At 77.2% G+C, this 16,818-nt stretch carries 16 protein-coding genes; 9 read left to right on the top strand and 7 right to left on the bottom strand.

Annotated elements, in window-relative coordinates:
- Window positions 1–73 precede the first annotated feature (73 nt).
- On the top strand, window positions 74–718 hold the full coding sequence (locus ACZ4K2_RS20740; RefSeq protein ID WP_467475391.1) for a hypothetical protein: 645 nt from the start codon (window positions 74–76) through the stop codon (window positions 716–718).
- 15 nt (window positions 719–733) lie between these two features.
- Here ACZ4K2_RS20740 and ACZ4K2_RS20735 read toward each other — a convergent pair whose 3' ends face one another.
- From ACZ4K2_RS20735 to ACZ4K2_RS20720, 4 genes are read right to left on the bottom strand one after another with little or no spacing between them, the layout of a single operon-like run.
- Window positions 734–1,747 carry a DUF5914 domain-containing protein gene (locus ACZ4K2_RS20735; protein WP_467475389.1) on the bottom strand — a complete coding sequence of 338 codons (1,014 nt, stop codon included), beginning with the start codon at window positions 1,745–1,747 and terminating at the stop codon, window positions 734–736.
- Window positions 1,744–2,766 (bottom strand): phytoene/squalene synthase family protein, encoded by a 1,023-nt coding sequence (locus ACZ4K2_RS20730; RefSeq protein ID WP_467475387.1) that lies wholly within the window; start codon window positions 2,764–2,766, stop codon window positions 1,744–1,746. The genes ACZ4K2_RS20735 and ACZ4K2_RS20730 overlap by 4 nt, the downstream gene beginning before the upstream one ends.
- On the bottom strand, window positions 2,763–4,298 hold the full coding sequence (gene crtI / locus ACZ4K2_RS20725) for a phytoene desaturase family protein (RefSeq protein WP_467475385.1): 1,536 nt from the start codon (window positions 4,296–4,298) through the stop codon (window positions 2,763–2,765). The genes ACZ4K2_RS20730 and crtI overlap by 4 nt, the downstream gene beginning before the upstream one ends.
- Window positions 4,295–5,614, bottom strand: a complete 1,320-nt coding sequence (locus tag ACZ4K2_RS20720) for a polyprenyl synthetase family protein (protein WP_467475383.1) — start codon at window positions 5,612–5,614, stop codon at window positions 4,295–4,297. Before ACZ4K2_RS20720 ends, crtI begins: the two co-directional genes overlap by 4 nt.
- A 248-nt stretch (window positions 5,615–5,862) precedes the next feature.
- On the opposite strand from ACZ4K2_RS20720, the gene ACZ4K2_RS20715 reads away from it, so the two are divergent.
- From ACZ4K2_RS20715 to ACZ4K2_RS20705, 3 genes are read left to right on the top strand one after another with little or no spacing between them, the layout of a single operon-like run.
- Window positions 5,863–7,080, top strand: a complete 1,218-nt coding sequence (locus ACZ4K2_RS20715; protein WP_467475381.1) for a lycopene cyclase family protein — start codon at window positions 5,863–5,865, stop codon at window positions 7,078–7,080.
- On the top strand, window positions 7,077–7,796 hold the full coding sequence (locus tag ACZ4K2_RS20710) for a class I SAM-dependent methyltransferase (protein WP_467475379.1): 720 nt from the start codon (window positions 7,077–7,079) through the stop codon (window positions 7,794–7,796). The genes ACZ4K2_RS20715 and ACZ4K2_RS20710 overlap by 4 nt, the downstream gene beginning before the upstream one ends.
- Window positions 7,793–9,346 carry an FAD-dependent oxidoreductase gene (locus ACZ4K2_RS20705; protein WP_467475377.1) on the top strand — a complete coding sequence of 518 codons (1,554 nt, stop codon included), beginning with the start codon at window positions 7,793–7,795 and terminating at the stop codon, window positions 9,344–9,346. Before ACZ4K2_RS20710 ends, ACZ4K2_RS20705 begins: the two co-directional genes overlap by 4 nt.
- Window positions 9,347–9,538: 192 nt before the next feature.
- On the opposite strand, the gene ACZ4K2_RS20700 is transcribed toward ACZ4K2_RS20705, so the two are convergent.
- Window positions 9,539–9,961 (bottom strand): PRC-barrel domain-containing protein, encoded by a 423-nt coding sequence (locus ACZ4K2_RS20700; RefSeq protein ID WP_467475375.1) that lies wholly within the window; start codon window positions 9,959–9,961, stop codon window positions 9,539–9,541.
- Window positions 9,958–10,560: a PRC-barrel domain-containing protein gene (locus tag ACZ4K2_RS20695; protein WP_467475373.1), complete on the bottom strand. Its 603-nt coding sequence runs from the start codon at window positions 10,558–10,560 to the stop codon at window positions 9,958–9,960. Before ACZ4K2_RS20695 ends, ACZ4K2_RS20700 begins: the two co-directional genes overlap by 4 nt.
- A gap of 308 nt (window positions 10,561–10,868) precedes the next feature.
- Between ACZ4K2_RS20695 and ACZ4K2_RS20690 the strand changes: the two genes are divergently transcribed.
- From ACZ4K2_RS20690 to ACZ4K2_RS20670, 5 genes are all read left to right on the top strand, one after another.
- The gene (locus ACZ4K2_RS20690) at window positions 10,869–11,363 is read left to right on the top strand and encodes an SRPBCC family protein (RefSeq protein WP_467475371.1); all 495 of its coding nucleotides are present in this window, start codon (window positions 10,869–10,871) and stop codon (window positions 11,361–11,363) included.
- Window positions 11,356–12,975, top strand: coding sequence for a phytoene desaturase family protein (locus ACZ4K2_RS20685; protein ID WP_467475369.1), 1,620 nt, complete (start codon window positions 11,356–11,358; stop codon window positions 12,973–12,975). The genes ACZ4K2_RS20690 and ACZ4K2_RS20685 overlap by 8 nt, the downstream gene beginning before the upstream one ends.
- 112 nt (window positions 12,976–13,087) lie before the next feature.
- A complete protein-coding gene (locus ACZ4K2_RS20680) occupies window positions 13,088–13,540 on the top strand; it encodes a hypothetical protein (RefSeq protein ID WP_467475367.1) in 453 nt (150 codons plus the stop codon).
- 51 nt (window positions 13,541–13,591) lie between these two features.
- Window positions 13,592–14,473, top strand: a complete 882-nt coding sequence (locus tag ACZ4K2_RS20675) for an SDR family oxidoreductase (protein WP_467475365.1) — start codon at window positions 13,592–13,594, stop codon at window positions 14,471–14,473.
- 82 nt (window positions 14,474–14,555) lie between these two features.
- Entirely contained in the window at window positions 14,556–15,032 is a 477-nt protein-coding gene (locus tag ACZ4K2_RS20670) for an MSMEG_6728 family protein (protein ID WP_467475363.1), read from the top strand.
- A gap of 145 nt (window positions 15,033–15,177) precedes the next feature.
- On the opposite strand, the gene ACZ4K2_RS20665 is transcribed toward ACZ4K2_RS20670, so the two are convergent.
- A complete protein-coding gene (locus ACZ4K2_RS20665) occupies window positions 15,178–16,428 on the bottom strand; it encodes an NAD(P)/FAD-dependent oxidoreductase (RefSeq protein WP_467475361.1) in 1,251 nt (416 codons plus the stop codon).
- Window positions 16,429–16,818 lie beyond the last annotated feature (390 nt).

Genomic DNA, 16,818 nt, shown 5'->3' with positions numbered 1-16,818 from the left:
AGGGCTTTGACAGTGGTCCGCCACCCGCAGAAGACTGCGGCGCGACCATGGCGGACGGAACCAGGGGGCTCGTGTGAGGGCACGGCGGAGCGTGGTGGGCGCGGTGGCGGCGGGGGTGCTGCTCGCGGGGTGCGGTTCGGGGGACGGCGGGGATGGGCGGTCGGGACCGTCGAAGGGCACGGACGCCGGCGGCGCCGCCCGTTCCCCCGTCACGCGGTTCACGACCCCCGACGGCTTCCGCGTCGAGGTGACCGGACAGGGCGCGCACCGGACCACCACGGGCCCCGACGGCGAGGCGGCGCCGCCCGGCACAACGTTCCTGTACGTGCAGGTGAGCGTCGCCAACCGGCACCGGGACCGGGGAGTCTCCCTGGGCGGGACGCTCCCCGGACTGCTCGTCGAAGTGCCCGACGGCGCCGTCCCGCGGGGGGAGGACGGCCGCCCCGCCTACCTGTGCGACCCGGTCGACGACGGGGTGTGCGGCCGGTCCGCCGTCTGGGAGCACGTGACCGGCGGGGGTGAGCCGGAGAAGCTGTACGGCTACGACCAGGAGACGCTCACCGTCCCGCCGGGCGGGACGTGGACCCTCCGCGGCTACTTCGGGGAACCCTCGCGACTGCGCGACTCCGCCCCGCTCGACAGCGTGCGGCTGGTCCACACCAAGGACGGCATGCTGGCCCACGAGGGGGACCCGCGCACGGAGTTCCCGCTCCGGTGAACCGACCGCGGCCCGTCAGCCAGGGAACCGCCCCGTGGAACGCAGGCGCCAGCGCCGCTCCGCGTACGCGAGGTCGTCGCGCCACAGGCGGCCCGCGGCGCTCCGCATCAGCGGCCGCAGCAGGGGGGCCGCCCGGCGGGCGACGGCGAAGCCGCGCCGTCCGGAGGCGGCCATCACGGCCTCGATCACCGCGGTCCGCGGCCGGCCGAGGTCGTCCGCGCCCAGCGGCGTGGCGTGGGTCTCCACGACGGAACCCGCTCCCTCCCCCTCGGTGATGTGCATGACGACCGTGCGCGGTTCCGGGGCGGTGAACACGGCGCGGACCGGTACGACCAGCCGCCCCGCCACCTTGAACGAGACGTCCACGGTGAACGCGTCGCCGTCGCCCCCGGTGCCGTCGGGCGCCCCGACCACCGTGAGGTCGACGAACGAGTACGGGTGGAACCACGCGCCGTGCCACGGGTCGAGGCGGTTGGCCACGATGTCCTCGACCTCGCACACGCCCGTGCCGACGTGCACCGCCGTCACCGCCCCCGCCCGCTCCGGCCGCCGCGGGACGACCGGCGCGTCCAGCGGCTCCTCACCGCCCGCCTCGTCCAGCCGCACCCACAGCAGGACGCCGTCGTCGTGCACCCGCACCGGGTCCCAGCCCGCGCACGGCGCGCCGTCCAGGGCGAGGCCGTGCCAGTGGCACACCAGGCTGCCGCGGCGGACCGGACTGTCCCGGAGCGGCGCCCCGAGGTGCGGGCAGACACCGGGACCGCCCACCGGCCGGCCGTCGGGACCGCGCCACACGACGACCTCCCGCCCCGCCACGGTCCGGGCGAGCGGGCGGTCCTCGCGCAGGGCGGACGACGCGCCGACCACGAACCAGTTGCCGGACGGGCGGGCCTGGGCCCGCTTCAGCGCCCCGGCGATCACCCCCGGCTTGGCGTCGCGCCAGGTGGGACGCTGGCGCTCCCAGGGCACCGGACGCCGCCGCAGCGACAGCGGCAGCCGGGCGCGCCGCTCGGGCGGGACGGGGTTCACACGGCCTCCTTCGCCTCGGACACGTGGCCGGGCAGGTACGCCGGACCAGGCGGCGCGACCGGCACCGCGGGCCGGGGGCGGGAGCGCCCGGCGCGCAGCCGCGCGGCGGCCACCCGCACCACACCGTCGGCGGCCACCGCCGCCCGCCGCCGCCGCGGGACCACCGCGCGGCGGTGCAGCACCGCGTAGCCGTCCCGGGCGACCGCGTCCAGGATGCCGCCGTACAGGACGAACGCGGTGCGGATGCAGGGGCGCGACACCGGGTCCAGCATGCCGAGGCCCGGCGCCGCCGTCCGGTAGACGCCCCGGGTCAGTGCCTCGAACTCGCGCAGCGCGGCGGTGATGCGCGGCTCGGGCCGGCCGGTGTCCCGGCTCCACCGCAGCAGCTCCCGGTCCACCCCGTGGCCTGCCAGCAGGTCGGCGGGCAGGTAGACCCGCCCTCGGTCCAGGTCCTCGCCCACGTCCCGCAGGAAGTTGCTCAACTGGAAGGCGACGCCCAGCGCCGCCGCGTACGGCGCGGCCTCCGCCCGCGGCACGACCGTGCCCAGCACGGGCAGCATCTGCAGGCCGATCACCGCGGCCGAGCCGTGCATGTAGCCCCGCAGGTCGGCGTAGGTGGCGTAGTCGGTCACCGTCAGGTCCGCGCTCATGGCGGCCATGAAGTCACGGAACAGCGCGTGGTCGATGCCGTAGCGGCGCGCGGTGTCGGCGAGCGCCAGGACCACCGGCTCCCGGCTGTGCCCGTCCCGCAGCCCCTGCTCCAGGCGGTGCTGGAGCTGGGCCAGCACCGCGGCCCGCCGCCGGGTGTCCGTATCGGGGGCGGGGGAGTCGACGATGTCGTCGGCCCAGCGGGCGAAGCCGTACAGGGCGTGCACGGCGGGCCGGTGCTCGACCGGCAGCAGCCGGGTGGCGAGGAAGTACGTCCTGCCGTGCCGCGCGTTGAGGGCCCGGCAGTGCCGGTACGCCGCCCGCAGCTCCGGTGCGCCGATCCCGGCCGCGTCCAGTTCACGGTCGGTCATGCGGTGCTCTCCTTCACGGGGGCGGGGGCGGCGGGCGAGCGGGCGGGCCCCGGCGGGCCGGTGACCCGGGCGGCGGCGAGTTTTCCGGACAGCAGCACGGTCGGCACGCCCACGCCCGGTGTGGTGCCGCAGCCCGCGAGGACGGCGTTCTCGGTGCCCCGCACCAGGTTGCGCGGCCGGAACGGGCCGGTCTGGGCGAAGGTGTGGGCGGCCGAGAACGGCGTCCCCGCGGCGTGCCCCTGGGCCTGCCAGTCGGCCGGCGTGACCAGGCACTCCTCCTCGATGGCCGCCTCGATGCCGTCGAGGCCGCGCCGCTCCAGCTCCCGCAGCAGCGTCCGCCGGTAGCGGGGGCCGAGGTCGTGCCAGGCGGTGGCGTCGGGACCGATCTCGGTGTTGGGGCACGGCGCCAGGATGTAGTGCAGGTGGCGGCCCGGCGGCGCCAGAGCGGGATCGGTCGCGGTGGGCCGGGTGATGAGCAGCGAGGGGTCGCTCATCAGCCGCCCGGTACGGGTCAGTTCGGCGAACGTGCGGTGCCAGGCCGCACCGAAGCTGAGGGTGTGGTGCGCCAGCTCCGGCCAGGTGCGGTCCGTGCCCAGGTGCAGCACCACGGCGGACGGCGCGTGCCGCAGGCGCAGCGGACGCCGGGGGCCGCGGCCGAGGAGCCGGTAGGCGACGGGCAGGTCCGGGGTGAGGACGACCGCGTCGCAGGGGATGCGGTCCTGGTCCGTGACGACGGCGGTGACGCGGTCGCCCGAGCGTTCCAGCCGGACCACCTCCTGCCCGTACCGCAGGTCGGCGCCCGCGTCGGCGGCGGCGTCCGCCATGGCCCGCGGCAGGGCGTGCATGCCGCCGCGGGGGAAGTACACGCCGGCGACGGTGTCCATGTAGGCGATGACGGCGTACGCGGCCAGGGCCCGGGCGGGCGGCACGCCCGCGTACAGCGACTGGAAGGTGAAGACCCGGCGCAGCCGGTCGTCCCGGAGGAAGCGGCTGATCCGCGCGTCCAGCCGCCCGAAGCCGCCGAGCGCGGCCAGCCGGGCCAGGTCGGGGTGGAGCAGGTTCAGCGGGGAGTCGAAGTTGGCGTCGATGAAGCGGCGCATCTGGGCGCGGTGCAGCTCCGTCAGCCAGTCGCGCAGCCGCAGGTACCCGGCGGCCTCGCCGGGCCCGGCGAAGCGCTCCACCTCGGCCGCCATCTCCTCGGCGCCGGTGTGCACGTCGAGCGTGCTGCCGTCCGCGAACCGCGCCCGGTAGGCGGGCAGCAGTGGGATCAGCTCGACCCGCCGGCGCAGGCTGTCGCCGACCGCGGCGAACGCCTCGTCGGCCAGGTCGGGCATGGTCAGCACGGTCGGTCCGGTGTCGATCCGGTAGCCCCCCGCGTCGAGCCGCCCGGCCCGGCCGCCGGGCAGCGCGTCCCGCTCGACGACGGTGACACGCCGTCCGGCGCCCAGCAGGTGGAGGGCGGCCGACAGTCCGGCGAGGCCGGCTCCCACGACCACGACGTGGTCGGTGCGGCCGGGCAGTGCGCGCCTCATCGGCCGCCCTCCCGCACACCCGTGGACGCCAGCGGTGCGGACCCGGCCGGGTCCGGGCCGGAGCGGGGGCCGCCGGGATCGGGTGCCGCGCCGTCGGCGGCGGAGGCGAGCAGCGCGCGCAGCCGGTCCGCGGCCGGGTTCGGGGGCAGGACATCGTCGAGGTGGCGCAGCCCCCGTTCCACCAGCCGTTCGATCCGGTTCTCGACCGCCGCCCGGGCGCCCGTGCGGACCAGCACCTCCCTGACCCGGTCCAGGCCGGCCTCGGAGAGCCGGGCGTCGCCCAGTGAACGCCGCAGCACCGCCAGGGCGAGCCGGTCGCCCCGGGCCTCGGCGCGGACGTGCGCGAGCGCGACCAGGCAGGTCGGCTTGCCCTCGCGGATGTCACCGCCGCCGGGCTTGCCGGTCCGCCGCGGGGACGCGAAGACGTCGTCGAGGTCGTCCCGGAGCTGGAAGGCCGTGCCGACGGCGAGCCCGGCCGACGACAGCGCACGCGCCGTGGTGTCGTCGGCACCCGCCAGGGCGGCGCCCAGCGCCAGCGGCCGCTCGACCGAGTACCGGCCGCTCTTCAGGCAGGCCGCGCGCAGCGCCCGGGGCACGGAGTACGCCCCGGTGAGCTGCCCCTGCACGTCCAGGTACTGACCGGCCACCATCTCCGTGCGCAGGTCGCTCCAGAGCCGGCGCACCACGGTCCCGGCCGGGTCGCCGAGGGGCGTCTCGGCGACCAGGTCGTCCGACCAGGCGAGCGCCAGGTCGCCGGCCAGGAGACCGGCCCCCTCCGCGAAGCGGCCGACCCGGTCCGGGGAGGCCGCGCCGGCGTAGTGGGCGCGCAGCTCGGTGTGCAGGGCGGGCCGGCCGCGGCGCACCTCCGAGCCGTCCATCACGTCGTCGTGCACGAGCGCGCACGTCTGGAGCAGCTCCAGCGCGGCGCCGACGCGCAGGGCGGCCGTCACCTGGGCCTCCTCCGCACCGCCGCCGCAGGCGCGCAGCGCCCACCACAGCAGCCGCGGGCGGGTTCGTTTGCCGCCGGCCCGGGTGAACCGCGCGACCCGCCCGGCCAGTTCCTCGGCGAACCGGGCGTCCATGGCGTGGGCGCGCGCCACGCGGTCGGCCAGGACGAGGTCGAGGACCCGGCCGACGGCGCCGGGCACGTCCGCGTCCACCGCGCCGGCGTCCCGCAGGGCCGCCGGGACCCCGCCGGGTTCCTCGCCGGTTCCCCCGTCCGGGCGCACACGGACGGGGGAACCCGACGGCGGCACCGGGCGCGGGCCGGGTGGCGGTACGGCCGCCTGGTGTTCTCTCGCCTGCGTGGGGCGCATCCGGTTCCTCTCGTCGTGAGCACACAGTTGTTCGTCACCACTGCTTCGGCCGGAGCGCGGGGCACGGATGCGGCGCGGACCGAGTCTGTGAACTGTCTTCCACGTCCCGCGCCCGACATGGCGGACGCGGACCGCATCCGAGTGACCCGCATCCGTTCGGGCACACGGGCGGGAATACGCGCACGGTGCGCGGTGCGCACCGCGCACAGCCGTTGTGCGCCCGGACGCACCGCACGGAAGGAGCCGTCGTGTTCGAGGCGGAGGTGGCCGTCGTGGGCGGGGGAGCCGCCGGGCTCTCCCTGGCCCACCGTCTGGCCGGGCCCGCGCGGGGAGCGCGGACGCCGTCCGTCGTGCTCGTGGACGCGCCGCCGGGCCCGCTGCGCCCGCCGCCCCGCACCTGGTGCTTCTGGGAGCCGGGACGCGGACGCTTCGACGCCGCGCTGACGGCGTCCTGGCAGCGCCTGCGGGTGCGGCCGCCCCGGGGCGGCCCGATCGAGGGCGGCACCGGGCCGCTGCGGTACAAGATGATCCGCTCCGACGACTTCGAGGAACTGGTCCGGCGGGACCTGGCGCGCAGCCCGCACGTGCGGTGCGTGGAGGCCGCCGTCGAGACCGTGGAGGACGTCGAGGGCGGTGCCCGCCTGCGGCTGCGCACCCCCGGCGGCGCCGCGGGCGTGCTCGGCGCCCGCTGGGTCCTCGACTCCCGGCCGCTCGGCAGCCTGCCCGCGGCCCGCACCACGCTCCTGCAGCACTTCCACGGCTGGTTCGTCCGCACCGCGCGGCCGGCCTTCGACCCCGGCACCGTCGACCTCATGGACTTCCGCACGCCCCAGCCCGCCGACGGGCTGTCCTTCGGGTACGTCCTGCCCACCGGGCCGTGCGAGGCGCTCGTCGAGTACACCGAGTTCTCGCCCCGCCCGCTCACCGACAGCGGCTACCGGGCGGCCGTGCGGCACTACGCCGACGACATTCTCGGCCTCGGCGAGCTGGACGTCCTCGCCACCGAGACCGGCGTCATCCCGATGACGGACGCCCCGATACCGCGGCAGGCCGGGGCGTCGGTGTTCCGGATCGGCGCCGCCGGCGGCGCCACCCGCCCCGCCACCGGCTACACCTTCGCCGGCCTGCAGCGCCAGACCCGGGCCGTCGCCGCCGCCCTGCGCCGCGGCGACCGGCCGCTGCCGCCCCCCGCCCACTCCGCCCGCTCCCGCGCCATGGACGCCGTACTGCTGCGCGCCCTCGCCAGCGGCCGGGTGGACGGTCCCGAGCTGTTCTGCCGGCTGTTCGAACGGGTCCCCCTGCCCCGGCTCCTCGCCTTCCTCGACGGAGGCACCCGGCTGCACGAGGACCTGTCCGTCGGCCTGCGCACCCCGATCGGGCCGATGCTCCGCTCGGCGCTCGAACTGCCGGGCCTGCCCCGCCGCCCCTTCGACTGGCCCCGCCCGCCCCTGGAGAAGAGCCCATGACCCTGCTGCGCGACGACGACCTCACCGCCGCGTTCGACCACGCCGCCCGCGGCTACGACACGTTCGTGGCCGCCAACCCCGGATACCACGCCCAGCTCCGGCGCTCCGTGCGCCGGCTCGGCCTGCCCGGACACGGGGCCGGGCTGCGCGTGCTGGACCTCGGCTGCGGCACCGGCGCCTCGACGGCCGCGCTCCGCTCCCTGCTGCCGGCCGCCCGGATCACGGCCGTGGACGCCTCCGCGGGCATGCTGCGGCGGGCCGCCGCCAAGCCCTGGGCGGACGGGGTGACGTTCGTGCGGGCCCCGGCGGAACGCCTGGCCGACGCCGGGGTGAGCGGGCCGTTCGACGCGGTCTTCGCCGCCTACCTGCTGCGCAACGTGGCCGATCCGGACGCCGTGCTGGCCGGCGTGCACGACCTGCTCGCGGACGGCGGCCGGCTCGCGGTGCACGAGTACACCCTCAGCGGCCGGCGCACCGACCGGCTGGTGTGGAACGCGGTGTGCCGCGGTCTCGTACAGCCGGCGGCGGCCGTCCTCGGGGACGCCGGGCTCTACCGCCACCTGCGGCGCAGCGTCGTGGAGTTCGACACCGCCGGCCGGTTCGCCGACCGCCTCCGGGCAGCCGGCTTCGCGGACGTGCGCACCCTGCCGATGCCGGGCTGGCACACCGGCATCACGCACACCTTCGTCGCCCGCCGCGCGCAGGACGCCCGGTGACCGGGGCCGGACGGCCGGACGGGACCCGGCACGGACGGGACCGGCGGGCCCGGCGGCTGCCCGCCCCGCCCGGGCGGCGGCGCGTCGACGGCGACCGCCCCACCACCGCCGTCGTCGGCGGCGGGATCGCCGGTCTCGCCGCCGCCACCGCGCTCGCCGAACGCGGGGTGGCCGTGACGCTGTACGAGAGCCGGCCCTACCTCGGCGGGCGCGTCGGAGGCTGGCCCACCACCCTGCGGGACGGCACCCCGGTCACCATGAGCCGCGGCTTCCACGCCTTCTTCCGCCAGTACTACAACCTGCGCGGACTGCTCCGCCGGACCGACCCCGGTCTGCGGCGGCTGACCGCCCTGCCCGACTATCCGCTCCAGCACGCGGACGGGCTGCGCGACGGCTTCCGCCACGTGCCGCGCACCCCGCCGTGGAGCGCCCTCGGCTTCGCCGCCCTCAGCCCGTCGTTCACCGTGCGGGACCTGCGCGCCATGCGCCCGGCCGCCGCTCTGCCGCTGCTCGACGTGCGCGTGCCCGACGTCTACGACCGGCTCGACCGCACCAGCGCCCAGGACTTCCTGGACGCCGTCCGCTTCCCCGAGAAGGCCCGGCACCTCGCCTTCGAGGTGTTCTCGCGGAGCTTCTTCGCCGACCCCCGGCAGCTCTCCGCCGCCGAGATGGCCCTCATGTTCCACATCTACTTCCTGGGCTCCGCCGAGGGCCTGCTGTTCGACGTGCCCGACGCGCCCTTCCCCACCGCCCTGTGGGACCCGCTCGCCGGCTATCTGGCGCGGCACGGCGCCGAGGTGCGCACCGCCACGGCCGTCGAACACGTCACCCCGGCCGGCGACGGCCACCGCGTCGCCACCGACCGGGACGAGCGCCACTACGACAGTGTCGTCCTGGCCCTGGACGCCGCCGGTCTGCGCCGTCTCGTCGCCGCCTCGGACCGGCTCGGCGACGCCCCTTGGCGGGAGCGGGTCGCCCGGTTGCGCACCGCACCGCCGTTCCTGGTCAGCCGGCTGTGGCTGGACCGGCCGGTGGCGCCGGACCGGCCGGGGTTCCTGGGCACCGGCGGGTTCGCCACGCTGGACAACATCAGCGTGCTGGAGCGCTGGGAGGACGAGGCCGCGCGCTGGTCGGCGCGCACCGGGGGCTCCGTGGTCGAGCTGCACGCCTACGCCGTGCCGGCCGACGCCCCCCGGGACGTCGAGGAGAAGCGCCTGGTCGAGCAGTTGCACGCCGTCTACCCGGAGACGCGCGCCGCCGCGGTCGTCGACGCCCGCCACGAGTGGCGCGAGGACTGCCCCCTGTTCCCCGTGGGCGGCTACCGCGACCGGCCGGCCGTGCGCACCCCGGACCCGTCCCTCGTGGTCGCCGGCGACCTGGTGCGCACCGGACTGCCCGTGGCGCTGATGGAGCGGGCCGCGACGACCGGCTTCCTGGCTGCCAACGCCCTGCTGGAGCGCTGGGGGGTGCGGGGGGTGACCCTGTGGACGGTGCCGCACCGCGGCCGCAACGCACTGCTGCGGGGGCTGGCCGGGTGGGCGTCGCGCTGAGCGCCCGCCCCGGGGACGAGCCGGGGGGCCGGGACCTGCTCGGGGACCGGCCCGGGCACCCGCCGCCCGGAGCACGGCGGGCGCCCGCCGTGCTCCGGCAGGCCCCGGCGGGTCCCCGGCGGGGGACCCGCGTACTCGTCCGTCCGGGTGATCTTCCGCCGTCGCGGGCCGCCCGGTGCCGCGACGGCGGGGTCAGCCGCGCCGCTCGGCCCGGACGACCACGGCGTACGAGCCCAGACCGATGAGACGGTCGCCCGTGATGTCCCCGAGCGCGGTGTGGATCGTGAGTACCTTGCCGGACACGGGGTCGAAGGCGACGTCCCGCACCGTCCCGTGCTCCACGCCGAGTTCGGTCAGCACCCGGCAGCCGAGGGCCGGCCGGTGCTCGGGCACGTCGCCCACGGCGTCCCGGCCGCGCACGATCACCGCGTCGCGCCCCACGGCCGCCACCGCGCCCCAGCCGACGGCCGCCGCCCTGCCCGGGGCTCCCGACAGGCGCAGCCAGGCGACGCCGCGGGTGCGGACGTCGATGGTCAGGTCGTCCACCGTGCCCAGGGTCGCCGCGTCCTCGGCGCTGAGCACGGGCAGCCCCCTGACCTGGGTGAAGAGCATCATGCGACGCCTCCCCCCGCAGCCGGGGCGTCCCCCAGCGGCGCGGCGGCGGCCCGGAAGGCCTCCACCTGGGCGCCGAAGCTGGGCAGTTCCGCGGCGACGAAGTGGCGGGCCCGCGCGGGCACCACCAGGGCCTCGCCCGAGACGGCCAGCGTCTGACCGCGCGGGATGAACACCTTGCCGCCCCCACCGCCGAAGTGGTCACCGGAGGCGGCGATCCGGAAGCCGACGACCTCCCCGCCGGGACCGGGCTCCAGGACCACGTCCCGCACCGTGCCGACCGCGGTTCCCTCGTCGGTGATCACCGGGGCGCCGATGACGCGTCCGCGTCCGCCCGCGCCGCCGCCCAGCACGGCGTCCCGGTCCTTCAGGACCGCCTCGCCCGGGATCATCACGGCGGCCGGCCCCAGGGCGTGCACGGCCGCGAACGGCAGGCTCCTCTTCAGCGGCCCCGACAGCACGCCCCGCCCGCTGAGGGTGAAGCCGGTGATCCGGCCCGCCCCCGCGTCGAAGACGGTGTCCTTGATCCGGGCCACCGCGTCACCGCCGAGCGTCACGACCTCCCGCCCGGCCAGCTCCGAGGCGAGCATCAGTGTGATCACCGCGGACCTCCCCGGCCTGACCGGCGTTCCCCGCGCACCGCGATCACCGTCCCGGCACGGCGTCTGGCCTGGACCGACAGCGCCCCCGCGACGCCCAGTCCGACCAGCGCGACCCCTAAGACCACCCAGCCCCACCACACCATCACCGACCGCCTCCTTGGCCGTGTCGTCCGCTCCCCGCGTCCTCGTCCTCCGGTTGCCCCCGGGGCCGCCGGGACACGCCTCGTCGGGGCCGGGACGGTTGGGCCGCGACCGCGCTGGGCACTCGGTGACGCCTGTGGACAGTCGTTTCGTGCTCGGAGGCGTGCATGGCCGTTCGTCATCGTGTGATCAAGGCCGACCCGGCCACGGTGTGGGAGGTGCTCGCCGACGGGCACCGCTACGCCGAATGGGTGGTGGGCACCGGGGAGTCCCGGCCGAAGCACGGGCGGTGGCCGCAGAAGGGCGCGTCCCTCGCGTACAAGATCCGGTTGGGCCCCTGGCGGCTCGGCAACGAGACGGTCGTACGGCACTGCCGGGAGAACTCCCGGCTGGAACTGGAGATCATCGCGGGTTTCCTCGGCACGGCGCGCTTCTCGATCGAACTGCGCGAGTGGGGCGACCACTGCCTGGTCATCGTGGACGAGCACCCGCTGCGAGGGGCCGGGGCGGCCCTGCACAACGTCGGCGTCGAGGCGCTGATCCAGATACGCCACCGCTCCATGCTGGCCCGCCTCGCCCGGTGCTGCGAGGAGACCGAGGAACGGCACCGGGAGGCGGCCGCGCGCGGGACGACCCTCGTGGAGGGGACCGGACGTGCCTGATGCCGTGGTGATCGGTGCGGGCCCCAACGGGCTGGTGGCCGCCAACCTACTGGCCGACGCCGGCTGGAGCGTCCAGGTGCTGGAGGAGCAGCCGGAGCCGGGCGGCGCCGTCCGGCACGACCGCGGAGTCCACCCCGACTACGTCAACGACCTCTTCAGCTCCTTCTACCCGCTGGCCGCGGCGTCCCCGGTGCTGCGCGCGCTCCGACTGGAGGACCACGGGCTGCGCTGGAGCCACGCCCCGCACGTGCTCGCGCACCCGCTCGGCGACGGCCGGTGTGCCGTGCTGGACCGGCGCATCGACACGACGGCCGCCTCGGCCGACGCCTTCGCACCCGGCGACGGGGCGGCCTGGCGGCGGCTGTTCGCCCTGTGGCAGACGCTCCGCCCGGACCTGCTGGACGCCCTCTTCACCCCGTTCCCGCCGGTCAAGTCGTCGGCGCGGCTGCTGTGGACCCTGCGGGCGGCGGGCGGCCTGCGGACCGCCCGGTCGCTCGTCCTGCCGGTCCGCAGGCTCGGGGACGAGGAGTTCCGCGGCGAGGGCGGCCGGCTGCTGCTGGCCGGCAACGCCCTGCACGCCGACCTCGCCCCGGAGGCCGCCGGCAGCGGCGGCTTCGGCTGGCTGATGGCGATGCTGGGCCAGACGTACGGCTTCCCCGTGCCGGTCGGCGGCTCCGGCGCCCTGACCGAGGCCCTGGTCCGGCGGCTGCGCCGGCGCGGGGGAGAGGTCCGCTGCGGGGAACGGGTGCGGACCGTCGTCGTCCGGGACGGCCGCGCGGTGGCCGTGCGCACCAGCGGCGGTGAGACGGTGGCCGCGCGCAGGGCCGTCCTCGCCGACGTGGGCGTGCCCGCCCTCTACCGGGAACTCGTCGGCCCCGAGCACCTGCCCGCGCAGACGCTGGACGACCTGCGGCGCTTCGAATGGGACTTCGCCACCTTCAAGGTGGACTGGGCGCTCGACGGCCCCGTGCCGTGGCGGGCCGAGGAGGCCCGCCGCGCCGGAACCGTCCACCTGGCCGACGGCATGGACGAGCTGACGCGCTTCGCGGCGCAGATCGCCATGCGCCGGGTGCCCGACCGGCCCTTCCTCCTCTTCGGGCAGATGACCCTGGCCGACCGCTCGCGTTCCCCCGAGGGCACCGAGTCGGCGTGGGCGTACACGCACGTACCGCGCCGCATCCGGGCCGACGCCGGGCACGAGGGGATCACCGGCGCCTGGGACCACACGGACCAGGAACGCATGGCGGACCGGGTGGAACGCCAGGTGGAGCGGTTCGCCCCGGGCTTCCGCTCCCTGGTCCGCGCCCGGCGCGTGCTCGCGCCGCCCACGCTCCAGGCGCTCGACGCGAACCTCGCGGACGGCGCCATCAACGGCGGCACGGCCGCCCTGCACCAGCAGCTCTTCTTCCGCCCGATCCCCGGCACCGGGCGCCCGGAGACCCCCGTCACGGGCCTCTTCCTCGCCTCCGCGGGGGCCCACCCCGGCGGCGGGGTGCACGGTGCCCCCGGCGCCAACGCGGCACGCGCCGCGCTGCGCGCCCACCGGCGCTCCGGACTCGCCGGCGCCCAGCGCCTCCTCGCCCGCCGGGACCGCACCGGGCGACGGCGCTGAGCGGGAACCCGGGGACGGCGCATCCGGGCGGCCGTCCGGACCGGAACAGACGGACGGCGGGACAGGAACGGACGGGCGGACGGCGTCCGGCCACAGCGACCAGGGAGTGACCATGAACGACCAGCAGGAGGGGCCGGACCGCCGGCACCGCCGTCCCGAGGGCGTCGACGACCGCACCGTCGAGGCCCTCGGGGCCCTGTCGAAGGCGCTGGAGACCACCGAGCGTGCCCGCGGCCACCTCTACAGCTTCCACCAGCTCACCGGCGGCGCGGACCTGGAACTCGACCGCGCGGTACGGCTGCTGCGGGAGGCCGGGCACCCCGGATGGGCCGAGAAGGTGGAGGCCGAGATCCTCGGCCGCAACGTCATCCCGGGCCACTGGACGTTCCAGATCGTCGAGGCCTACAACGCCACCTACTACCGGCCGTTCCAGGAACTCGAACGCGGCGCGGTCGACGAACTCGCCCAGGGCCGCGACCACCTGTTCGAGGCGGAGATGAAGGAGGCCCGCCGCACCCCCGGCCACCCCGACCACGGGTCGCTGCCCCCGGCCGCCGAGGGCTGACCCCCGCCCCGGCCGGACCGCGCCGCGGCCCCCGAGAGAAAGGCCGAACCCGTGCGAAGCAGTCCACTGGAGAACCGGACTGTCGTGGTGACGGGCGCCGCGCGCGGCGTGGGGGCCGCGCTCGCGTCCGAAGTCGCCCGGCGGGGAGCGCGCACCGCCCTGCTCGGACACGAGCGGGACCGGCTCGACGAACTGGCCGCCCGGCTGCCGGCACCGGCACTCGCCGTCGAGACCGACGTGACCGACCTCGGGGCGCTGCGGCGGGCCGCGCGGGAGGTGCGCCGGCGTCTCGGGCGCCCTTCCGTGGTGATCGCCAACGCCGGTGTCGCGGCGGGCGGGCCGTTCACCGACACGGACCCGGCCGAGTGGCGCCGGATCGTCGACGTCAACCTCACCGGCAGCGCCCAGACCGCGCGGGTCTTCCTGCCGGATCTGCGGGCCACGGCCGGCTACTACCTCCAGGTCGCCTCGCTCGCCTCCTTCGGCGCCGCCCCGATGATGAGCGCCTACTGCGCCTCGAAGGCGGGCGTGGAGGCCTTCACGCACGCGCTGGCCGCCGAGGAGGCCGGCCACGGCGTCGCCGTCGGGATCGCCTACCTGAACTGGACCGACACCGAGATGGTGCGCGACGCCGACCGGTACACCGTGCTGCGCGCCCTGCGCGGCCACATGCCCGGACCCGCCCGCCGGGTGCACGGCGCCGAGGAGGTCGCCGCCCGGATCGTGCGCGGGCTCGAACGCCGGCGCACGGCCGTATACGCACCCCCCTGGCTGCGGCTGGTCCAGCCGGTGCGCGCCGCGCTGCCGCCGGTGGTGCTGCGCGTCGCCCGCCGGAACCTGCCCCGGCTGGAGGCCGGGGATCCCCTGACACCGACCGGCCTGCTCGGTGCCGGGGGCGCCGCCGACCACGCCGCCACCCGGCACCCCGGGTGAACCCGCCGCGGGGGAGCGCGGAACCGCGCGCCCCCGCGAACCGACCAGGAAGCGACCACCCCGCACCCCCAGGACGGCGCCCATGCAGACGTTCCTGCCCGACCCCGACTTCCGGCGCTCCGCCCTGCTCCTCGACCGCCGCCGCCTGGGCAAGCAGCGGGTCGAGGCGCTCCAGGTGCTGCGCGGCCTGACCGTCCCCGGCTACGGCTGGCGCAGGCACCCGGCCGTGCGCATGTGGAGCGGGTACGAGGAGGCCCTGGTCCGCTACGGACTGGAGGTCTGCCACGTCTGGCGCGACCAGGGACACCAGGACAGCTGCGCAGCCTCGCTGGTCGCCGGGTACGCCGCCGGCCGCCCGGACGCCCACGTGCGCGACCAGGCCGCCCTCGCCGCCGCGGGGGAGCTGCCGCCGTGGCTCGGGGACGAGGCCTTCCACCGCAGCCACCAGTCCGCGCTGGTCCGCAAGGACCGGGAGGCGTACGAGGACGCCTTCCCCGGGGTCCCCGACGACCTGCCCTACGTGTGGCCCACCTCCGACCGGGAGGCCGCCACCACCTGACCGGGCCCCGGCGGCCCACCCCGGGCGACCGCCCGCCAGCGGCTCGCGGCGTCCCGGGGAAGGGGCGCCCGAGTCCGGCCCCGGGCCCGCCGTGCGGGCGGTCCGCGCTCCCCGGCCCGCGCTGCCGGCCCGCGTCCGTCCGCCGTCAGCCCGCCGCCAGGTCCGCCGCCACCTCCCGGGCGGCGCGTGCCCCCGACGCCAGGGCCCCCTGCACCGAGCCCGTCGCCCGGTGGTCGCCGCACACGTACCGTCCCGGTGCCCAGCGGGTGCGCCGGCTCAGCGGCAGCGGCGGCTCCATCGCGGGCAGCGCCTCGGTGATCGTGCGCACGGTCAGCGCCTCCCAGCCCGCGGTGTCGGTGCCGTAGCACTCGGCGAGGGCGTCCCGCACCGCCCGCTCCCGTCCCGGGCCGTCCCCGCCCAGCACGGAGGTCGCCACCAGCGCGTACCCGCGCGGTGCGTGACCGGGGTGCACCTCGGTCAGCACACAGCTGTTCGCGAAGCGCCGCCGCACGTCCGTCAGCAGGGTCGGCTCCCGCAGCGGGGAGCGGCCGGCGAGGTGGTAGTAGGTGGTGACGGTGCGGTACGGCGGCACGGTCAGGCCCGGCAGCAGCCCGGCCGCCGCGGTCGGCCCCGACGCCACGACCACCGCCCGCGCCGTCACCTCCCGCGTCCCGTCGACGAGGACGCCCCCGTCCGTGAGGGCCGTCACGGGCGAGTCCGCCGCGAGCGTGCCGGAGGGCAGCGCGGCCGCCAGCAGCTCGGGCACGGCCGCCACGCCCGCGGCGGGCAGGCAGAGCGTGCCGCGCGCCATGCTCCGCCAGACCAGGTGGAAGAACCGGCCGGAGGTCGTCAGGTCGTCCTCCAGGAACAACCCGGACAGGAAGGGGCGGAAGAAGCGCTCGACGAAGTCGTCGCTGAACCCGGCCGCGGCCAGGGCGCGCCGGGTGGAGGTGTCCCGGGCCCGCCGGACCAGCGCGGCCGGGGCGAACATGTCCCAGCCGGTGACCGCGGCCAGCGCCGCGAGGTCCCGCGGCCCGGCCACCCCGCCGGCCAGTCCGCCGAGCGCCTGCCGGGGCGCCCGCGTCGGATCGGCGAACCGCTGCCTGCGCTCCCCGGTGTGCACCAGGAAGCCCGGCGTGAAGGGGCGCAGCCGCAGCTCCCGCAGCGGCAGGCGCCGGCGCACCTGCGGATAGGCGGTGTTGAAGACCTGGAAGCCCCGGTCCACCACGCAGCCCTCCACCCGGTCGGTCCGCATCCGTCCGCCGGGCCGGTCCCCGGCCTCCAGGACCCTGACCCGCACCCCTCGCGCCACCAGGTCCCGGGCGCAGGCCAGCCCGGCCAGTCCGGCGCCCACGACGACGACGTCGCACTCCCGCGTGCCCCGCCTGCTGTTCACGCCGCTCCTCCTCACGCCCGCGCGCCCCACCTCGGACCGCGCCTGTCCCACCCTTCCCGCTCCGGGCCGCCACCGGATGCGGCAGGGGGCCGGATGACGGCCGGAAAGCAGCTGATCGGGGCAGTGCGGGGGCGTCGGTCCCGGTCCGCGCCCCGGTCAGGCCGGTGGCAGGGACGGAGAACGCTGCGCGCCAGGAAGCTCGTGCGCCGTGGCCCCGCGATGGGCGAGGACCCGTTCATGCGGGTCTGGGCCCGATGCCCGAGCCCGCGTGCCAGGTGGTGGAGGGAGGGGCCGAGGGCGCCGCGGCCCGGCTCGATCGCCGAGTTCGAGACGCTCGCCGGCTTCCGGCAAGAGGGACCGATCCGCCACCTCGGCGTCAGCGATGCACCG

It is taken from the genome of Streptomyces sp. NPDC025833 (genome assembly GCF_055558055.1).
The sequence above is the reverse complement of the archived record's forward strand: the minus strand, read 5'-3'. Positions and strand labels throughout refer to the sequence as shown.